Annotated in this window: 13 protein-coding genes; 3 read left to right on the forward strand and 10 right to left on the reverse strand. The window is 48.2% G+C overall.

What is annotated here, in order from left to right:
• The first annotated feature begins 4 nt into the window (after nt 1-4).
• Together GM173_RS00620 and murB are read left to right on the forward strand one after the other, a co-directional pair.
• Nucleotides 5-484, forward strand: coding sequence for a hypothetical protein (locus tag GM173_RS00620; RefSeq protein ID WP_203569401.1), 480 nt, complete (start codon nt 5-7; stop codon nt 482-484).
• A 911-nt stretch (nt 485-1,395) separates the two neighbouring features.
• Complete coding sequence (gene murB / locus GM173_RS00625; RefSeq protein WP_203569402.1) at nt 1,396-2,415, forward strand: UDP-N-acetylmuramate dehydrogenase; 1,020 nt, start codon at nt 1,396-1,398, stop codon at nt 2,413-2,415.
• 55 nt (nt 2,416-2,470) lie between these two features.
• Here the strand turns inward: murB and mpl are convergent, their stop codons facing one another.
• On the reverse strand, nt 2,471-3,841 hold the full coding sequence (mpl, locus tag GM173_RS00630; RefSeq protein WP_203569403.1) for a UDP-N-acetylmuramate:L-alanyl-gamma-D-glutamyl-meso-diaminopimelate ligase: 1,371 nt from the start codon (nt 3,839-3,841) through the stop codon (nt 2,471-2,473).
• A 142-nt stretch (nt 3,842-3,983) separates the two neighbouring features.
• Between mpl and GM173_RS00635 the strand changes: the two genes are divergently transcribed.
• The gene (locus tag GM173_RS00635; protein WP_203569404.1) at nt 3,984-4,955 is read left to right on the forward strand and encodes a GGDEF domain-containing protein; all 972 of its coding nucleotides are present in this window, start codon (nt 3,984-3,986) and stop codon (nt 4,953-4,955) included.
• Between the two features lie 39 nt (nt 4,956-4,994).
• Here the strand turns inward: GM173_RS00635 and GM173_RS00640 are convergent, their stop codons facing one another.
• The 9 genes from GM173_RS00640 to fmt form a co-directional block, all read right to left on the reverse strand.
• Nucleotides 4,995-5,639 carry a LysE family translocator gene (locus tag GM173_RS00640; RefSeq protein WP_203569405.1) on the reverse strand — a complete coding sequence of 215 codons (645 nt, stop codon included), beginning with the start codon at nt 5,637-5,639 and terminating at the stop codon, nt 4,995-4,997.
• A 71-nt stretch (nt 5,640-5,710) separates the two neighbouring features.
• Nucleotides 5,711-7,180 carry a TrkH family potassium uptake protein gene (locus GM173_RS00645; RefSeq protein WP_203569406.1) on the reverse strand — a complete coding sequence of 490 codons (1,470 nt, stop codon included), beginning with the start codon at nt 7,178-7,180 and terminating at the stop codon, nt 5,711-5,713.
• Nucleotides 7,181-8,557 (reverse strand): Trk system potassium transporter TrkA, encoded by a 1,377-nt coding sequence (gene trkA / locus GM173_RS00650; protein ID WP_203569407.1) that lies wholly within the window; start codon nt 8,555-8,557, stop codon nt 7,181-7,183.
• 83 nt (nt 8,558-8,640) lie between these two features.
• Nucleotides 8,641-9,942, reverse strand: coding sequence for a sigma-54-dependent transcriptional regulator (locus GM173_RS16150; protein ID WP_308439562.1), 1,302 nt, complete (start codon nt 9,940-9,942; stop codon nt 8,641-8,643).
• Nucleotides 9,935-12,061 (reverse strand): sensor histidine kinase, encoded by a 2,127-nt coding sequence (locus GM173_RS00660; protein WP_203569409.1) that lies wholly within the window; start codon nt 12,059-12,061, stop codon nt 9,935-9,937. Before GM173_RS00660 ends, GM173_RS16150 begins: the two co-directional genes overlap by 8 nt.
• Nucleotides 12,058-12,660, reverse strand: a complete 603-nt coding sequence (locus GM173_RS00665) for a DUF4390 domain-containing protein (RefSeq protein ID WP_203569410.1) — start codon at nt 12,658-12,660, stop codon at nt 12,058-12,060. The genes GM173_RS00660 and GM173_RS00665 overlap by 4 nt, the downstream gene beginning before the upstream one ends.
• Nucleotides 12,626-13,912 carry a 16S rRNA (cytosine(967)-C(5))-methyltransferase RsmB gene (gene rsmB, locus GM173_RS00670; RefSeq protein WP_203569411.1) on the reverse strand — a complete coding sequence of 429 codons (1,287 nt, stop codon included), beginning with the start codon at nt 13,910-13,912 and terminating at the stop codon, nt 12,626-12,628. Before rsmB ends, GM173_RS00665 begins: the two co-directional genes overlap by 35 nt.
• A 102-nt stretch (nt 13,913-14,014) precedes the next feature.
• Nucleotides 14,015-14,857: a zinc metalloprotease HtpX gene (htpX, locus tag GM173_RS00675; protein WP_203569412.1), complete on the reverse strand. Its 843-nt coding sequence runs from the start codon at nt 14,855-14,857 to the stop codon at nt 14,015-14,017.
• 32 nt (nt 14,858-14,889) lie between these two features.
• Nucleotides 14,890-15,813: a methionyl-tRNA formyltransferase gene (gene fmt, locus GM173_RS00680; protein ID WP_203569413.1), complete on the reverse strand. Its 924-nt coding sequence runs from the start codon at nt 15,811-15,813 to the stop codon at nt 14,890-14,892.
• Nucleotides 15,814-15,822 lie beyond the last annotated feature (9 nt).

Here is a 15,822-nt window from a genome sequence, read left to right on the forward strand (position 1 = left end):
CATCATGAGTCCATTGAAGCAAAATATTGCAAAGGTGGTCGTGATGGCGTTGTTGTATGCACCGCAGCTTCATGCGGCTTTACCCAGTCATTTTGGCGATAAAGTCGAAGCTGCTTTGGCCTGCCGTAGTGAATGGTCAACCGAATGGTGGCGGAGTTATTTTCGCCAGCATTTAGAAGCACCTATTCGAGTATGGGGTGAGGCTGAGTGGTTTAATGGTAAAAATGCAGAGTTAGCAGGAAATCGAGCGCAAGAAGTCTTTGTCAATACCCCAGAATCAGGTGCACTTATGGTGGGGGTCTTAATTAATTCTCCCGTGGCTACGGTACGCAAAAATATTGAAACAAAAATGGGTTTCAGTTTTGTCGAGTTACCTGGTCCTTATCCGCGTTATTTATCTAAGTTAGGTAGTGTGCTGGTGCGTGTCTCTGAAGAGCAAACGAAATGGTACTGCGCACGCTGGAACTTGGGTAATCGTCCTTAACGTTTATTCAATATTTGTTCGCGATTAATACCAGTTGCTGACGACTGGCAAGCTGAGGTATTCCCTTTTTGGCTATTTTGAGGCGTATTTGTAAATTTCAGATGTGAAATTTTATTGTTATTTCCATGTAATTTTAATGGGCTTACGTATTCCTAGTGACTGGGGAGCTTGATGCTAGCTAGCGTTTTTTTTGTGTAGTGCTTCACAAAATATTACTAAAAATTTTGGAGCGCAACTACATAATTATTGCCTTATATTGCGATGCAGCAATTGCTGTTTCTTTAAATTGCTGAGTAACGATTAGTAAATTGAGCCGTATGTTGCAATGCAAGGCTATGATTTTTACAGTTTGATGTAGGAAAAATTTTGACTACATAAGACTGTCTGAATTCACTTTTTTTTTATAAAAAAGATGCTTGACAATAAAATTGCGATGCTGATTAATAGAGTTCAACGGGATCGAAAAAATAATTTCGGGCTGTTACAGCAAAGCAAAAAATAGTTTTCTTTCTTTTAACTTACTTTTGAAATGCTGGGGCAAGACCAGTCGCGCTGCGCGGGTAAAGCCAAAAATAAAGAGGATGGAGACTAGCGCCGCAAGGCGTGCAGTAAATGCAGTAAATAAACCCTAACGGATTGTTATGATTAGGGTTGAGAGGATGACGTAGCAAATGTAGCACCCAAAAAAAGCGCTGATTGGATGGTAATAATTAGCGTAGGAGAGAGACGTAATACCGTAGTGCCCCAATAAAGTGCCGAGCCTAAGTAGCTCGACGATGCTCGGTACTAAACCTTGGCATCATTCAGTATCGAATTGATGACCATCAGCCCTTCCGATTATGGAAGGGCTTTTTATTTTCTAGTCCCGATAATTTGGAGGATAATCGCGTTTTGCTTTGTTGCGAACTTCCATGTCTGTTTCTACATTTTCTAGTTCATCTTTAACCGCTTTAAATACCTTGGGCTTAAAAGCGGTTGCTCGGCACATCTTGCACCTCACTGAGCCAGCTCAAATTATCCAATGGCGCGCTGATCCGCGCTTTGCACAGACTACATGGTTGGTGCTGGGGGGCGGCAGTAATGTGGTGATGTCCGAATGCATCGAGCAAACCGTGATTCATGTCGGCTTGCAAGGAAAAAGACTATTGCGCGAGGATGATGCGGCTTGGTATGTCGCCGCGGCGGGCGGTGAAGCGTGGCATCCGTTTGTGCAATGGACGTTAGCGCAGGGCTGGGCAGGGCTGGAAAACCTATCTTTGATTCCGGGTACTGTCGGTGCCGCACCGGTGCAAAATATCGGTGCCTATGGCGTGGAAATTAAAGATGTGTTTGAGCAATTGACCGCGATCCATTTGCAAACGGGTGAGTCGCGCGTTTTTACATTGGCCGATTGCCAATTTGCTTACCGTGATAGCGTGTTTAAGCAAGCTGAGGCAGGGCAGTGGCTGATTGTGGAAGTGGTGTTTCGATTATTAAAAAACTACCAAGTACAGACTCAGTATGGCGATATTGAGCGTGAATTGCTCAGTTTAAACCTTGGCTGTACGCCCTCGGCAGTAGCACAGGCGGTGATCAATGTACGGCAACGAAAATTGCCCGATCCAGCGCAGATTGGCAATGCCGGTAGCTATTTCAAAAATCCAATTGTTAGTCCAGCAATTTATCAAGCTGTGATGGCAGCGCATCCGAATGCCGTCGCTTATGCGCTAGAAGATGGCCGATACAAATTGGCGGCTGGTTGGCTGATTGAGCAAGCGGGTTGGAAAGGCCGGCGCTTAGGCCCAGTAGGCATGTATGAGAAGCAGGCTTTGGTATTGGTAAATCATGGCGGCGCAACCGCAGCCGATGTGTTAGCCCTTGAGCGAGCTGTACAAGCGGACGTGTTGGCCCAATTTGGTGTTGAGCTAGAAGCTGAACCTGTGAAGTGGTAGGTATATACCGCTAGCCATTACTGATTAATAGCTAGCGGTATATACTGTTAATGTATTAAGCGAGTGCAGCAAGTAATTTATCGTGAATACCACCAAAGCCGCCATTACTCATAATCAAGATATGGTCGCCGTTTTGCGCGGTTGTCGTTAATGCGCCAATTAAGTCTTCTAGTAGGGTAAAGCTGCGCGCTTTATCACCTAAATCAGCGAGTGCCTCTGCTGGATCCCAGCCTAAATTGGCACCGAAACAAAATACCAAATCCGCATCGACCAAGCTGCCAGCCAACGCCGCTTTCATCGTACCTAGCTTCATGGTATTGGAGCGCGGCTCAAGCACGGCCAGAATGCGAGCTTGGCCTACTTTGGCACGCAATCCGGCGACGGTGGTTGCGATTGCAGTTGGATGGTGGGCAAAGTCGTCATAAACGGTGATGTTGTTGACGCAGCCTTTGATTTCCATTCGCCGTTTCACATTGGCAAATTGCCCGAGCGCTTCAATCGCGACGGCAGGCGCAACGCCGACGTGACGTGCGGCAGCAATCGCGGCCAGCGCATTATGCGCATTGTGTTCACCCAGCAGTGACCACGTTAACCGTCCTTGCTGTTGTCCATTCAGTAGTACGTCAAAACCGTCGGCATATGTCGTGCTGACTTGCCAGCCAGTCTCATTGCCCGCGAAGTATTCCACTTCGCTCCAGCAGCCACGCTCTAAGACGCGCTGCAAACTGGCTTCACGGCCGTTCGTAACGACGCGACCTTGCCCTGGCACCGTGCGAACGAGGTGGTGAAATTGCGTTTCAATCGCGGATAAATCGGCAAAAATATCGGCGTGATCAAATTCAAGATTGTTGAGGACGGCAGTGCGGGGGCGATAATGGACAAATTTACTGCGTTTATCAAAAAAGGCCGTGTCGTATTCGTCAGCTTCGATGACAAAAAACGGTGATGTACTATTCGCGTCTTGCCGTGGTGTTTGCGGTAGTCTTGCTGACACACCGAAGTTTTCAGGAATCCCACCCACTAAAAATCCCGGCGCGAGCCCTGCATATTCTAAAATCCATGCCAGCATCCCGGTTGTCGTCGTTTTACCGTGTGTACCCGCAATCGCCAACACCCATTTGTCGTGTAATATCTGTTCGCCTAGCCACTGCGGGCCAGAGGTATAGGGTAGTCCGGCATTTAGAATCGCTTCCATTAGCGGCATACCCCGCTTAACAACATTGCCAATCACGAACAAATCCGGCTTGAGGCTAAGTTGTTCTGCGCCAAAGCCCTCAATCAATTCAATTCCTAGCGCTTCCAGTTGCGTGGACATCGGGGGGTAAACATTGGCATCGCAGCCAGTAACCGTGTGACCTGCGGCGCGTGCTAGCGCAGCGATACCGCCCATGAATGTGCCGCAAATACCAAGAATATGAATGTGCATAGATAAATTTGACCGATTTGTCGAGTGTAGAGAACACAATAATTATTAAATTTACTGCTTATTTGACCAAGTGACTTGCGAAATATTCGCATGTCCTTACAATTGAGCCAAATAGTATAACTAACAATTAGGCTTGAATTCCATGACTATGTCCACCCCTGTGAATCCGGTGGAAATTGCCCGTATTGCGCTGAAGCGGCTTACTGAACGTGGTTTACCACCGACACCTGACAATTACACCCAGTTTTATAATGCGATTCTGACCATCAAAGCGCCAGAAACCAAAACCGCCACCGAGATGCAATTGGCGTGGCAAGTTTTGTACAAGCTGGACGATGCGGTCTCGGATACGGCAGAGTTGACTTCCAGTTTATTAGACAACTTGGCAAGCTCAAGTTCGGTTTTCGAGCAGAAACTTGGTGATTTACAGCAAGTTCGGCAAGCGCATGCAGAAAAGAGTGTCAGCCCAGAAGAGACACATGCTTCACTTGAAGACATGCTCAATGTGGTGATTAGCACCACGCATAATGTGCATTCTACCGTCACGACCTCGCACAGCGATTTGCAAACGATTCGTGATTCAATTCGCCATATTGAAGAAGACCTTGCCTTTAACCGTAAAGTGCTCGAACAAGATGCGCTGACGGGCGCGCTCAATCGTCAAGGCTTGGATCATTTATTAATGCGTGAAGTCAAACGCGCGCAGCGTATCGATGGTCGTTTAACCGCCGCCATTATTGACCTTGACGACTTTAAGCAGATTAACGATAAATTTACGCATTTGGTGGGTGATCAAGTCTTGATTCACATGACCAATTTGACCAAGGCGGTATTGCGTGAAAGCGATATTCTGGTTCGCTACGGTGGTGAGGAATTTTTGCTATTGCTGGTTGATACTGATGTGCGTGGCGCGAGTTATGTGATTGATCGGCTCAAACTCGTTGCTGGCCGTACGCCATTTATTCATCACAATCAGCGGATTGAGGTACGTTTCTCTGCTGGGATTGCTCAGCTTAAAGACGATGAAAATGGTCGAGCTTTATTGCTGCGTGCAGATGAAGCACTATATCGCGCCAAGCAGGGCGGACGTGGTAAAACAGAGATTGCAGAATAAATTGCATTAGTCAAAAAACCGCCTAAAGAGGCGGTTTTTTTATACTGCCGTTTTCACCCAAAGCGCGTGATAACCATTACTGAGCACCAAGCCTGCAAAGTAAAGGTAGAGCAGCGCCGAAACTACATGGCAGGCTTGTTTAAAACGATTGCCCATCGTCTTGCCCCCTTGATGGCTGGCGCAAACAATACTGAGAGTCCAAGCCAGACCGCCAGCAAAAAATCCGATTAGAAATTCGCTGGTGCTGAGCCATGAGCCATCTGTTGCTTGTGCGATCAGTGAGCCACCGACAGCGGCAAACCATAGAATCGACGTTGGCGATGCCATCGCTAAAATGAGGCCGCGGCCAAATAAATGATGCTTGGCAGGCAAAGGGGGATGCGTTGATTCTGCACGTTGCGCGTCTTGCCATGCTTCACGCGCCATTTTCCACGCTAGCCAAACTAATAGGCTACCACCGCCGAGCCAAGTAATCCATTGCACACTGGGAAATTGCAGCAGGTAGCGCATGCCCAGCAGCGCAAGTACAGCGTAGATCAGGTCGCCAAAGCAAGAGCCAAAGCCGAGTAAAAATCCTGCTCGACGACCATGTTTCATAGTGACATCAATCATGGCTACATTGACCATGCCAATATCTAGGCAAAGTGAGAGCGAAAGTAAAAATCCGGTAATGAAAGTTTCCATGACCGGATTTTAAGCGGAAGCGCTTGCAGCTTACATTGGGGAAGTTGGCAGTTCTCAAGTACAGCGTTAACTTAGTTTCGCCAAAATGCCGTTGTAAATAAAATTAGTACTGAGAAGATCTCCAAGCGCCCTAATAGCATCGTAAAACTACAAACCCAAGTTTGAAAATCAGTTAAACCGCTGTAATTGCTTGCTGGGCCGACTTCACCTAAGCCAGGACCTGCATTATTAATGCAGGCAATAATCGCGCTAAAGCTAGAAATGAAATCCATCCCTGATACTAATAAAGTAAAAGTGAGGACAACGATGCTGCTGAAGTATAAAAAGATGAATCCCATCACCGAGGCTAAAATGGGAGCAGGAATGATTTGTCCATTCACGCGCAAGGGATGAATCCCTTGGGGGTGCAATAACAGTGACATTTGTCGTCCCACTTCACGCGTTTGAATAATGGTGCGAATCATCTTAATCCCGCCGCCAGTCGAGCCGGCACAGGCAGTAATACATGAGAGCAATAGCATGACCAAGGGCGCAAAAATCGGCCATTGCCCAAAATCGACGCTGGCAAAACCACAGTCAGTCGCAATTGAAATCAGATTAAATGAGACGTGACGGAGCGAGGTCAAAAAGTCAGGATAGGTTTTTTGCCAGAGCAAGAAAAAACTAAGACCAATGGTACTACTTACAATCAGCAGCAGCATTGCTTTGAATTCGGTGTCACGCCAATAGACTGACAGCTTACGTCCGGATAATGCGAAGTAATGCGTCGCAAAATTGGTCGCGGCCAGTAGCATAAAGATCATTAAAATTACTTCAATTAATGGCGAATTAAAAAATCCTACGCTGGCATCATGCGTTGAAAAACCGCCCAGGCACATCGCGGCAAAGGCGTGACAAACTGCGTCGAGCCAAGACATTTCACCGACCCAGCGCAGCAATAAAGTACATATTGCGGTGAGGCCTGCGTAAATCAGCCATAAATTGCGCGCCGTTTCATGAATCCGTGGTGTGAGTTTGCTGTCTTTGATTGGACCTGGTGTTTCCGCTTTGAATAACTGCATACCCCCTACACCTAATAGCGGGAAGATAGCAACAGCCAAGACAATGATACCCATACCCCCTAGCCAATTCAGTAGGTGCCGCCACAGATTGATCGAGGCAGGCAGATGATCCAGCCCTGTCATCACCGTTGCGCCGGTGGTCGACAGCGCCGACATCGTTTCAAAATACGCATTGGTGAACGACATCGTCGGGTCATACAGCATCAACGGCACCGCCGCGACGGCGGGTAATGCCGTCCATAAGCCCACTACTAAAATAAAACCATCGCGCGGTAGTAATTCGCGGCGGTAATTACGGGTGAGTAGCCAGAGCGCTGCACTAAAAATCTGCAGTCCAATCAAGGCATCGATAAACGGCCATAGCCCTGCGTCATTGTTCCACCACGCCACGATAATTGGCACGATAATGCTGAGCGAAAACAGCATCGAAACGCGTGCGACGACATTGACAGTGGGGAGAAGTTTTTGCGTGAGTTGCATTTAGAAAAATCCCACCGATACGGCAAATAATTTTTCAACATCGCGAATATGGCTTTTATTGTCGATAAAGACAATCACGTGGTCATCACTTTGAATCACCGTGTCATGATGCGCCATCATCACTTGATCACCGCGAACGATCGCTGCCAAATCCGCACCCTGTGGTAGTTTAATCTCATCGAGCTGCCGTCCGACCACTTTCGACGTATCTCGCGTGCCATGCGCAATTAATTCAATCGCTTCAGCTTCGCCACGGCGTAAACTGTGCACCGCGACGATGTCGCCTTGGCGCACATGGGCTAGCAAGGCTCCAATCGTGACTTGTGCGGGCGACAAGGCGACATCAATTTTGCCACCCTGTAATAAATCGACATAGCGGGAACGATTAATAATCGATACCACGCGTCGCGCGCCCATTTGTTTGGCTAATAGTGAAGACATAATGTTGTCTTCGTCGTCCGAAGTGAGCGCTAGCATTAAATCGCAGCGGTCAATTTGCTCGTTCTCGAGAAGGTCTTCGTCAGTGGCTTCGCCGTGCAAGACCAGTGTGTTGGGCAAATGTTCTGCCAGCCAGTTGGCTCGTGCTTTATTATTTTCGATTAATTTAGTTTGAAAGCGTTTTTCGATTTGTTTGGCAAGACGATAACCCACATTGCCTCCGCCACAAATGGTAATGCGTTTGACGGGCTTTTCGTGGCTGCAAAATTCGTTGATGACCCGTTGAATGTGTTCGGAGGCCGCTAGGAAAAATACTTCATCGCCGACTTGCAATTCGACGAGACCATCAGGGCGAATACGTTTATTTTTGCGATAAATTGATACGACTCGGCATTCAATTTTATCGAGGTAAAGAGCGAGTGTTGCCAAATCTTTACCATCCATATGCGCGCCAGCTTCGACGCGAACCGCAATCATTTTGGCCTTGCCGGCCGCGAATTCAAGAACTTGCAGCGCTTCTGGAATTTCAATCAGACTGACCAAATAATCAGTCACAATTTGCGCGGGAGTGATGATGTGATTGACGGCAAAGCCACCTTCGGTGAATAGGCTTGGGTACTCCAGAATATCTTGATCACGAATCCGCGCTAACCGTGTTGGTACATTGAATAAATCATGCGCAATTTTGCAGGCGGCGATATTGAGTTCATCAAATGGGGTCACCGCAAGTAGTAGATCGGTGTCTCTAACTCCTGCGGCGATGAGTGTTTTGGGGTTGCTGGCTGAGCCAACTAAGGTGCGTAGGTCTAAACGATCGGCGAGCGGTTTGAGTAAATTGGCATCGTTATCGACGATGGTAACGTTGTACCGCTCATGCACGAGCTGTTCGGCAACTGAAGAGCCAACCCGACCCGCACCTAAAATTAAAATATTGGCCAAGATAAACCTCTCAGTAATTTTTGCAACGAATAAAAAATCGGCTATACGTGATAGCCGATTTAAATTTTACGCACTCCAATCGCTTATTGCTCTTCGGACGCACGCTGTTTGCGTGGCATTTGTATTCCGAGCTGCTTCAGTTTGCGATAGAGGTGCGTACGCTCTAGACCGATGCGCTCGGCGACACGGCTCATATTGCCATTGGAAAGCTCAATTTGTCGCTCTAAGTAAAAACGCTCAAATTGATCTCTTGCTTCGCGAAGTGGCAAATCCAGATCGATTTGCGGCAAAGGCATCGCTTGTGGTGCTACGCCAAGGGTAGCTTCTTGTGAATTAGGCGATAGCTGTGTCAGTAGGCGGCTCACTGGCAAGATGTCAATATCACCATCGCGGCCGGTGATGGCCAAACTTTTGACTACATTGGCCAGCTGATCAATATTGCCGGGCCATTCTTGCTGGCTGAGCAATTGCAGCGCGGATTTAGAAAAACGGCGCGGTCCTAATTTATTGCTGCTAACCGTCTGTGCGAGCAAGGTTTCTGCCAGTGCCGCGATATCTTCTGCGTGCTGGCGTAGCGGAGGAACCGCAATAATTACTTGTGTGAGCTGGCGCACCAGCTCAGGTTCGCACTGGCTGATCAATTGGTCGAGTGGGCGGCTGGAGGCCGTCACCAAGCGGATTTTATATTTTTCCAGCTTGGGCAGCAGATTGAGCAAGCCAGCTTGCGCTTTCCGATCGAGCCAAGCGATATCGCGGACAAAAATCGTACCACCAGTGGCGCGATTGAGAATATCTTGCGGCGGCAACGCCAGTTCTTCATTTGAGCTTGGCGAAATGAACGGTGTATTGGGCCGAGTTAAATGCCGCGCGCATGTTTCAAAACCGGATCCTGGTTCGCCGGTGAGGGTGATGGGCAGGGTTTGGCTTGAAACCTGGTCAAGCGCCTCACGCAGCGCGTTAATCGCTGTGCTATTGCCGAGGCTCTGCAAACCCTGTGCTGGCTTTACCGCATTGGCTGGCTGGGAAAAAGCGCGTTTGACGGTGGCCAATAGTTTTTGTAAACCAATTGGTTTTTCGAGGAAGTCTAGTGCACCGATACGAGTTGCTTCGACAGCGGTATCGACCGTCGCATGACCAGACATCATAACCACTGGCATTGTTAGCTGACCATTTCTTGCCCATTCCTTGAGCAGTGTCACGCCATCAGTATCTGGCATCCAAATATCTAATAACACGAGGCGGGGCTCGCCTTGGTTGCGGTATTGGCGTGCAGCTTCTGCATTTTCAGCGAGTGCAACGCTATACCCTTCATCCAGCAAGATTTCAGATAAAAGCTCGCGGATGCCGATTTCGTCGTCGACGATTAAAATCTCTTGATTAGCCACTTGTTGTTTCCTCCCAGAGCGGCAGCTCGATCCTAACGTAAGCACCGGTGGCATTGCCCACCTGAACGCGTCCGTGATGTTCTTCGATGATCTTTTTCACGATCGCTAAACCCAATCCCGTTCCTTTGGCCTTGGAGGTGACATAAGGCTCAAAAACACGGGGCAGGAGCTCAGCGGGAAAGCCTTTGCCGCTATCTTCAATATAAAGACGCGCCCATTTTTCGTCTTTTTCTACCAAAAGGCAAATCCTTTGCTCTTGAGCATCGGCAATTGCATCTTGGGCATTTTGCAGCAAGTTATGAATCACTTGCCGCAAATGAGTTGGATCACCATTGACCATCAATGATCCGTGTTCTTTGAAATCGCACACAATCGGCGCAGCCTCGTAAAGCACGAGAATTTCTTTTAATAATTGCATCAGATCCAGCGGCCGCTTCTTGCCCGATGGCTTTCTGGCGTAATCGCGGAATGCATCGACCATCTGCTTCAGTGCAGCCACTTGCTTGACGATGGTTTGGGTATTGCGTTTTAAAAACTCAGCGCCGGATTCATCAAGCTTATCAAGCAGCTTCATTTCCATACGTTCTGCTGAGAGTTGGATCGGCGTGAGCGGATTTTTAATCTCATGCGCCAGACGGCGCGCTACTTCGCCCCAAGCAGCATCACGTTGAGCAGAGAGTAGCTCAGTGATGTCATCAAATACCATCACATAGCCGTGTAAATCTTCAGCCCCATCAATTTTTTGCGTCAATCGAGTGCCGCGCACCAATAGCACTCGTTTTTCTGTATCGAGTTCGATTTGCCGTTGCCATATTTCATCATCGGATAAGAAGCCGTGAATCGTGTGCGCAAAAAATGCAGTGAGGCTAGGGTAGGCTTCATTCCACTGCGATAGCGGCAGATTGCCAATCCGGCTTGGATCTAGTCCTAAAATACGTAATGCGCTGTGATTGGCCGATTGTAAGTGCCAATCTTCATCGAGCGATAACACCCCGGCCGAGAGTGAACCTAAAATCGCTTCGACATACGCTTTCGCTTCCGCTTGTTCGGCTTGATTTTTTTCCAAGGTATCGCGGGCATCGGACAGTTGTCGAGTCATTCGGTTAAATGAATGGGTCAAAATGCCGAGCTCATCGCGGCTGATTACTGGATGTTGTTGGGTAAAGTCACCCTGTGCTACGGCGCGCGTCCCTGCGGCCAACACTGATAGCGGCGCAGCGAGTTTGTCCGACAGATAAATTGCCAATGCTAAGGCACCCAGTAGCGCCATCGTTAATGCCATAGTCAGTGTCAGACTAAAAATGAGTTTTAAACCGGATCGCGATTGAGACAGCTGTTTGTATTCGCTGCGAACCTGTTCAACCAGTTCAGCATCTTGTGCCAGTTGTTTCGGTACTGGCTGAATCAGTTGCAGCAACTTGACCCGGTTTGATAACTCGCTGCCCGGCAGTTGCACAATGACCCGCATGATCAGACCATGATTGGCATCACTTTCTATGCCTTTGTAGTTACTGCGTTCGGCTTCAGTAATGATTTTCCGGTCGGGTAGATTGGGGACTAAGCCAGCGTACTCATTACCGATATGGGCGTGAACTTGGCTGTTTTTATCAAACAGTGTGATTTCTTGCACGCCGGTTTGTTCACGCAGTTTCGAGAGACGCTCTAAGAGCAAACTCATGCTGTTATCGTGAATATCCCAAGCAATCACATTCGCTTTGCGTTGCAGATCATACAGTTGATAGTCGATGGCATTGCGGCCTAGGTTCAAACCACGCTCAAGTGCATTATCAACACGGACGTCAAACCACGTTTCGATCGAGCGATTTAAGAACTGTACCGAAAGAGTGTAAACCAAGGCACCCGGTAAAATGGCAACCAAAGAGAACATCAACACCATGCGGATGGTTAGGCGAGAACCAAAGACTTTATTTTTAACGCGTTTTAATAATTGAGTGAGTCGAGAGCCGACCAATGCGGCAAGTGCCAATAGCAATACGCCATTGAGGGTTAGAATGAGTTTGTAATACTCAGATAGCGTTGATGCGTTACCCGACGCTGAGGCCAACAAAAACAGCAGGATAGTGCCTAAAATGCCCAGGAAAACCAGTAGCTTTTTCATTGGGCGGCCTCATTATTAGCGCCGCGTTGTAGCTCTTGCCAGCCGGAATCCAACAGCCATTTTTCATCACCTAAAGCGGTGAGTTGATAAGACTTAGGAAGTTGGGTGTGATCTAAGCGAAACCGAATTTTGCCAGCAAAATCATCAGCAGAAATCTCGCTTCCTTCTAGTACCGACCAGTTTCTTAAAATCGATAAAGCCAGTAGTGCTTCTTCTGCAGTATTAAAATTACGACTTAAACCATTGGTGTTGAGTCGATATTGGCGTGTGAGTGGTTGATAACTTAAGCGGTAGGTAATGCTGGCATTCGGCGTAAAACCATCGGCCATACTGCGATACCATGAATAGAGCAAAGGTCTGGTTAGTTTAAAGTCATAAGTAAATGGTAGTGAAAGACCGTTTTTTAATGCTGATTCAATTTCAGGTGACAGTACAACAGCGTAGCGGGCGGAAAGTTCAATGCGATTGTTGTTAAATTCGACTTCGGATTTTAAGGTTTTGATGCTGCCGGCATGCACATAAACGGTGCACAGCAGCAGCAATGTGGCAATAAAATATTGCCAATCACGTTTTTGAAAAAAGCGCGTAATAAAAACCATCATGTTCCGCAGTGGGTAAAAGCTGACCACCTATAGATTGGCCATGAGGTAATGCTTGCGATGGTAAGTCCAGGCGCTGTGCATCTGGATGCCGCTCGGCAAATGCCTCGGCTGAAGCCGCATTTTCTATAGGAAAAACTGAGCATGTAGCGTACAGCAGTTTGCCTTTTGGCGCTACGAGTGCCCAGAGTGCATCCATTATTTTGGCTTGTTGCTGAGCAAATTTGGCCATGTCTTCATTGCGACGTAGCCATTTAATGTCAGGATGGCGTCGCGTTACCCCTGTTGCCGAGCAAGGGACGTCAGCTAAGATACGGTCATATTGTTGCCCATTCCACCAAGCACTTGGTGTGGCAGCGTCACCGACTAGCAAGGTGGCTGATTTATTTAGACGTTTTAGATTATCTTCGACTCGTTTTAGGCGGCTGGCATCGTTATCCAGCGCCGTTAAATGTACATTAGCTAACTCTAAAATATGCCCTGTTTTGCCGCCGGGGGCCGCACAAGCATCCAAAACCGTCATGCCATCTTTCACGTCTAGTAACTTTGCCGCGGCTTGTGCACCCCAATCTTGTACTGATACCCATCCGTCGAAAAAGTGTGGTAAAAAATCAACACTTGTCGGGCGATTGATACAAATTGCAAAATCATCGAGTGCTTTTGCCGCGATATTGGCCTCATCGAGCAAGTTCAGATAGGCCGCAACGTTGGTGTGCTCTGGATTGATGCGCAAGGTCATCGGTGGATGTTGGTTATTGGCCTCCAGAATGCTTTGCCACTGCTCTGGATACGCCGATTTCATCGTTTTTATCCACCAAGCTGGATGCGAGTATTGCCCCATTTCAGTGGTTTTGGCGCGACGAACTAACTCGTCTTTACCGCGCAGAAAGCTACGCAATACGCCATTTACCAAGCCTTTACCAAAGCCACTACCGGTTTGCGCTGCGACTTTGACTGCATGGTCAACGATGGTGTGCGGCGCGGTGCGAGAAAATTGCAGTTGATACAGGCTAATCAGTAATAGTGATTTCAGTTCTGGTTCATGCAAAGGGCTACGCAGCAATTGTTTCAGAATGGCCTCTATTAGCCCAAGTTGGCGCAAAGTGCCATAGCTAATATCCTGAATTGCACCGCGTTGGCCGGATTCAAGTGCTGGATTGCTGCGCCAAACCGCATTGAGTGCTTCGGTGAGATTTTGGCCTGCTAAAACGTGTGTCACGGTTTGACCGGCTAATTTTTGCGTTAAAAACATAGGTCATTATTTCCAAATAATGAGCCCGACTAAAAGTCGGGCTACTAGGTATTGGTGTGTAGATTTTGATTTATATGGCTTTGAGCTAAATACCTGCGAATATTATCGCCGAACCATGCTCATGTTTCTAAGACGCGCTACGCGTTCTTCGGTACGGGGGTGGGTGCGAAATAAATCTTGTAAGCCACCACCGTGTAAGGGGTTAATGATCATCATCTGCGCGGTGGCTGGATGTGTTTCGGCGGTGTGGAGTGGAATGCCGCGCGCATAAGCTTCGATTTTTAACAAGGCATCAGCCAGTGCCTGTGGGTCGCCAGAGATCCGAGCGCCGCCCGCATCCGCTTCAAATTCACGCGAGCGAGAAATCGCCATTTGTATGACACTGGCCGCCAGCGGAGCCAATAGCGCAAGTGCGATTCTGGCTATTGGATTGGCGTTGCTATCACGACCGCCGAAAAACATCGCAAAATTAGCTAAGGCCGAGATCGCACCGGCCATTGTTGCGGAAATCGTCGAAATTAAAATATCTCGGTGTTGCACGTGGGCTAGTTCATGCGCCATCACGCCGCGCAATTCACGGTAAGACAAAACGCGCATAATACCGGTTGTCGCGGCCACCGCTGCATGTTCTGGGTTGCGTCCAGTGGCAAAGGCATTGGGTTGGTCTTCATCAATGACATAGACTTTGGGCATCGGCAAGCCTGCATTACGCGCCAGTTCTTCGACCATGCCGTAGAGTTCGGGTGCGGTACGCGCATCAACTTGTTGCGCGTTATACATCTTGAGCACCATTTTGTCGGAGTTCCAGTAGGCGAAGATATTCATCCCGCCACCGATAATTAAAGCCATCAACATCCCGCTTTGACCACCAATCATGCCGCCCATCATCATAAACAAGGCCAAAATAGCGGCCATAAATAGCGTGGTTTTAAACCAATTATCCATGTTGCTGTCTCCTAGTTTGATTGCCAATCAGACTATGCGATATCAAATTGCATCCCGACTTCAAGTGGCGAGCCTGCCAAAAATGCTGCTGTGCTCAGGCGTTTGCCCCCTGATTTTTGTAGCTCGGTAATTCGTAATGCGCCACTGCCGCAAGCCACGGTGATGGCGTCTTTATCAATGGCAATAATAGTGCCTGCTGTGCCGTGATTTTCAACTGGGTTGGCGCGCCAGATTTTTATCATATTGCCATTCAGTACTGATTGCGCGCTCGGGAAAGGATTGAAAGCGCGGATTTTTAAATCAAGTTGTTTGGCGGACTGTGACCAATCAATCATTGCTTCTTCTTTACTGAGTTTGGCGGCGTAAGTTACGCCTTCTGTTGGTTGAACTTGTCGTGGTAAATCGCTCAAATGAGCCAGTGCGTGCACAATTGCTTGCGCCCCTTGCACGGCTAATTTGTCGTGCAATGTTTGTGCATTATCGTCCAAGGTAATTGGCGTGGTATGAATTGAGAGCATGTCACCGGTATCTAGCCCGGCGTCCATTTGCATAATTGTGATCCCTGTCGCTGGGTCACCTGCCAAAATCGCCCGTTGAATCGGCGCCGCACCACGCCAGCGTGGCAATAGGGACGCATGGATATTCAAGCAGCCAAAGCGCGGTAAATCCAAAATGATTTGAGGTAGTATTAGGCCGTAGGCAGCAACAACCATAACATCTGCAGCAATACCGATTAATGGTGCTTGTTGATCGCTAGTGCGTAATTTCTCTGGCTGGTAAATCGGCAAGTTGTGTTCAAGCGCGACTTGCTTGACGGCAGAAGGCGTCAATTTCATGCCACGACCACTGGGGCGGTCTGGCTGCGTTAATACCATGACAATCTCGTGACCTGCTGTGATCAGCGTTTTCAGTGCTTCTGCTGCAAAATCGGGGGTACCTGCAAAAATAATTTTCATGTGAGAGAG

The organism is Deefgea chitinilytica, from assembly GCF_016881405.1.
GTDB lineage: Bacteria > Pseudomonadota > Gammaproteobacteria > Burkholderiales > Chitinibacteraceae > Deefgea > Deefgea chitinilytica.

What these genes read in the sequence shown, in the direction of transcription:
- GM173_RS00620 (WP_203569401.1), top strand. Translation starts at nt 5, where the DNA reads ATGAGTCCATTGAAGCAAAATATTGCAAAGGTGGTCGTGATGGCGTTG.
- rsmB (WP_203569411.1), bottom strand. Translation starts at nt 13,912, where the DNA reads ATGTTTTTAACGCAAAAATTAGCCGGTCAAACCGTGACACACGTTTTA.
- mpl (WP_203569403.1), bottom strand. Translation starts at nt 3,841, where the DNA reads ATGCACATTCATATTCTTGGTATTTGCGGCACATTCATGGGCGGTATC.
- GM173_RS00645 (WP_203569406.1), bottom strand. Translation starts at nt 7,180, where the DNA reads ATGCAACTCACGCAAAAACTTCTCCCCACTGTCAATGTCGTCGCACGC.
- htpX (WP_203569412.1), bottom strand. Translation starts at nt 14,857, where the DNA reads ATGGATAATTGGTTTAAAACCACGCTATTTATGGCCGCTATTTTGGCC.
- fmt (WP_203569413.1), bottom strand. Translation starts at nt 15,813, where the DNA reads ATGAAAATTATTTTTGCAGGTACCCCCGATTTTGCAGCAGAAGCACTG.
- murB (WP_203569402.1), top strand. Translation starts at nt 1,396, where the DNA reads ATGTCTGTTTCTACATTTTCTAGTTCATCTTTAACCGCTTTAAATACC.
- GM173_RS00665 (WP_203569410.1), bottom strand. Translation starts at nt 12,660, where the DNA reads ATGGTTTTTATTACGCGCTTTTTTCAAAAACGTGATTGGCAATATTTT.
- GM173_RS00635 (WP_203569404.1), top strand. Translation starts at nt 3,984, where the DNA reads ATGACTATGTCCACCCCTGTGAATCCGGTGGAAATTGCCCGTATTGCG.
- GM173_RS00660 (WP_203569409.1), bottom strand. Translation starts at nt 12,061, where the DNA reads ATGAAAAAGCTACTGGTTTTCCTGGGCATTTTAGGCACTATCCTGCTG.
- GM173_RS00640 (WP_203569405.1), bottom strand. Translation starts at nt 5,639, where the DNA reads ATGGAAACTTTCATTACCGGATTTTTACTTTCGCTCTCACTTTGCCTA.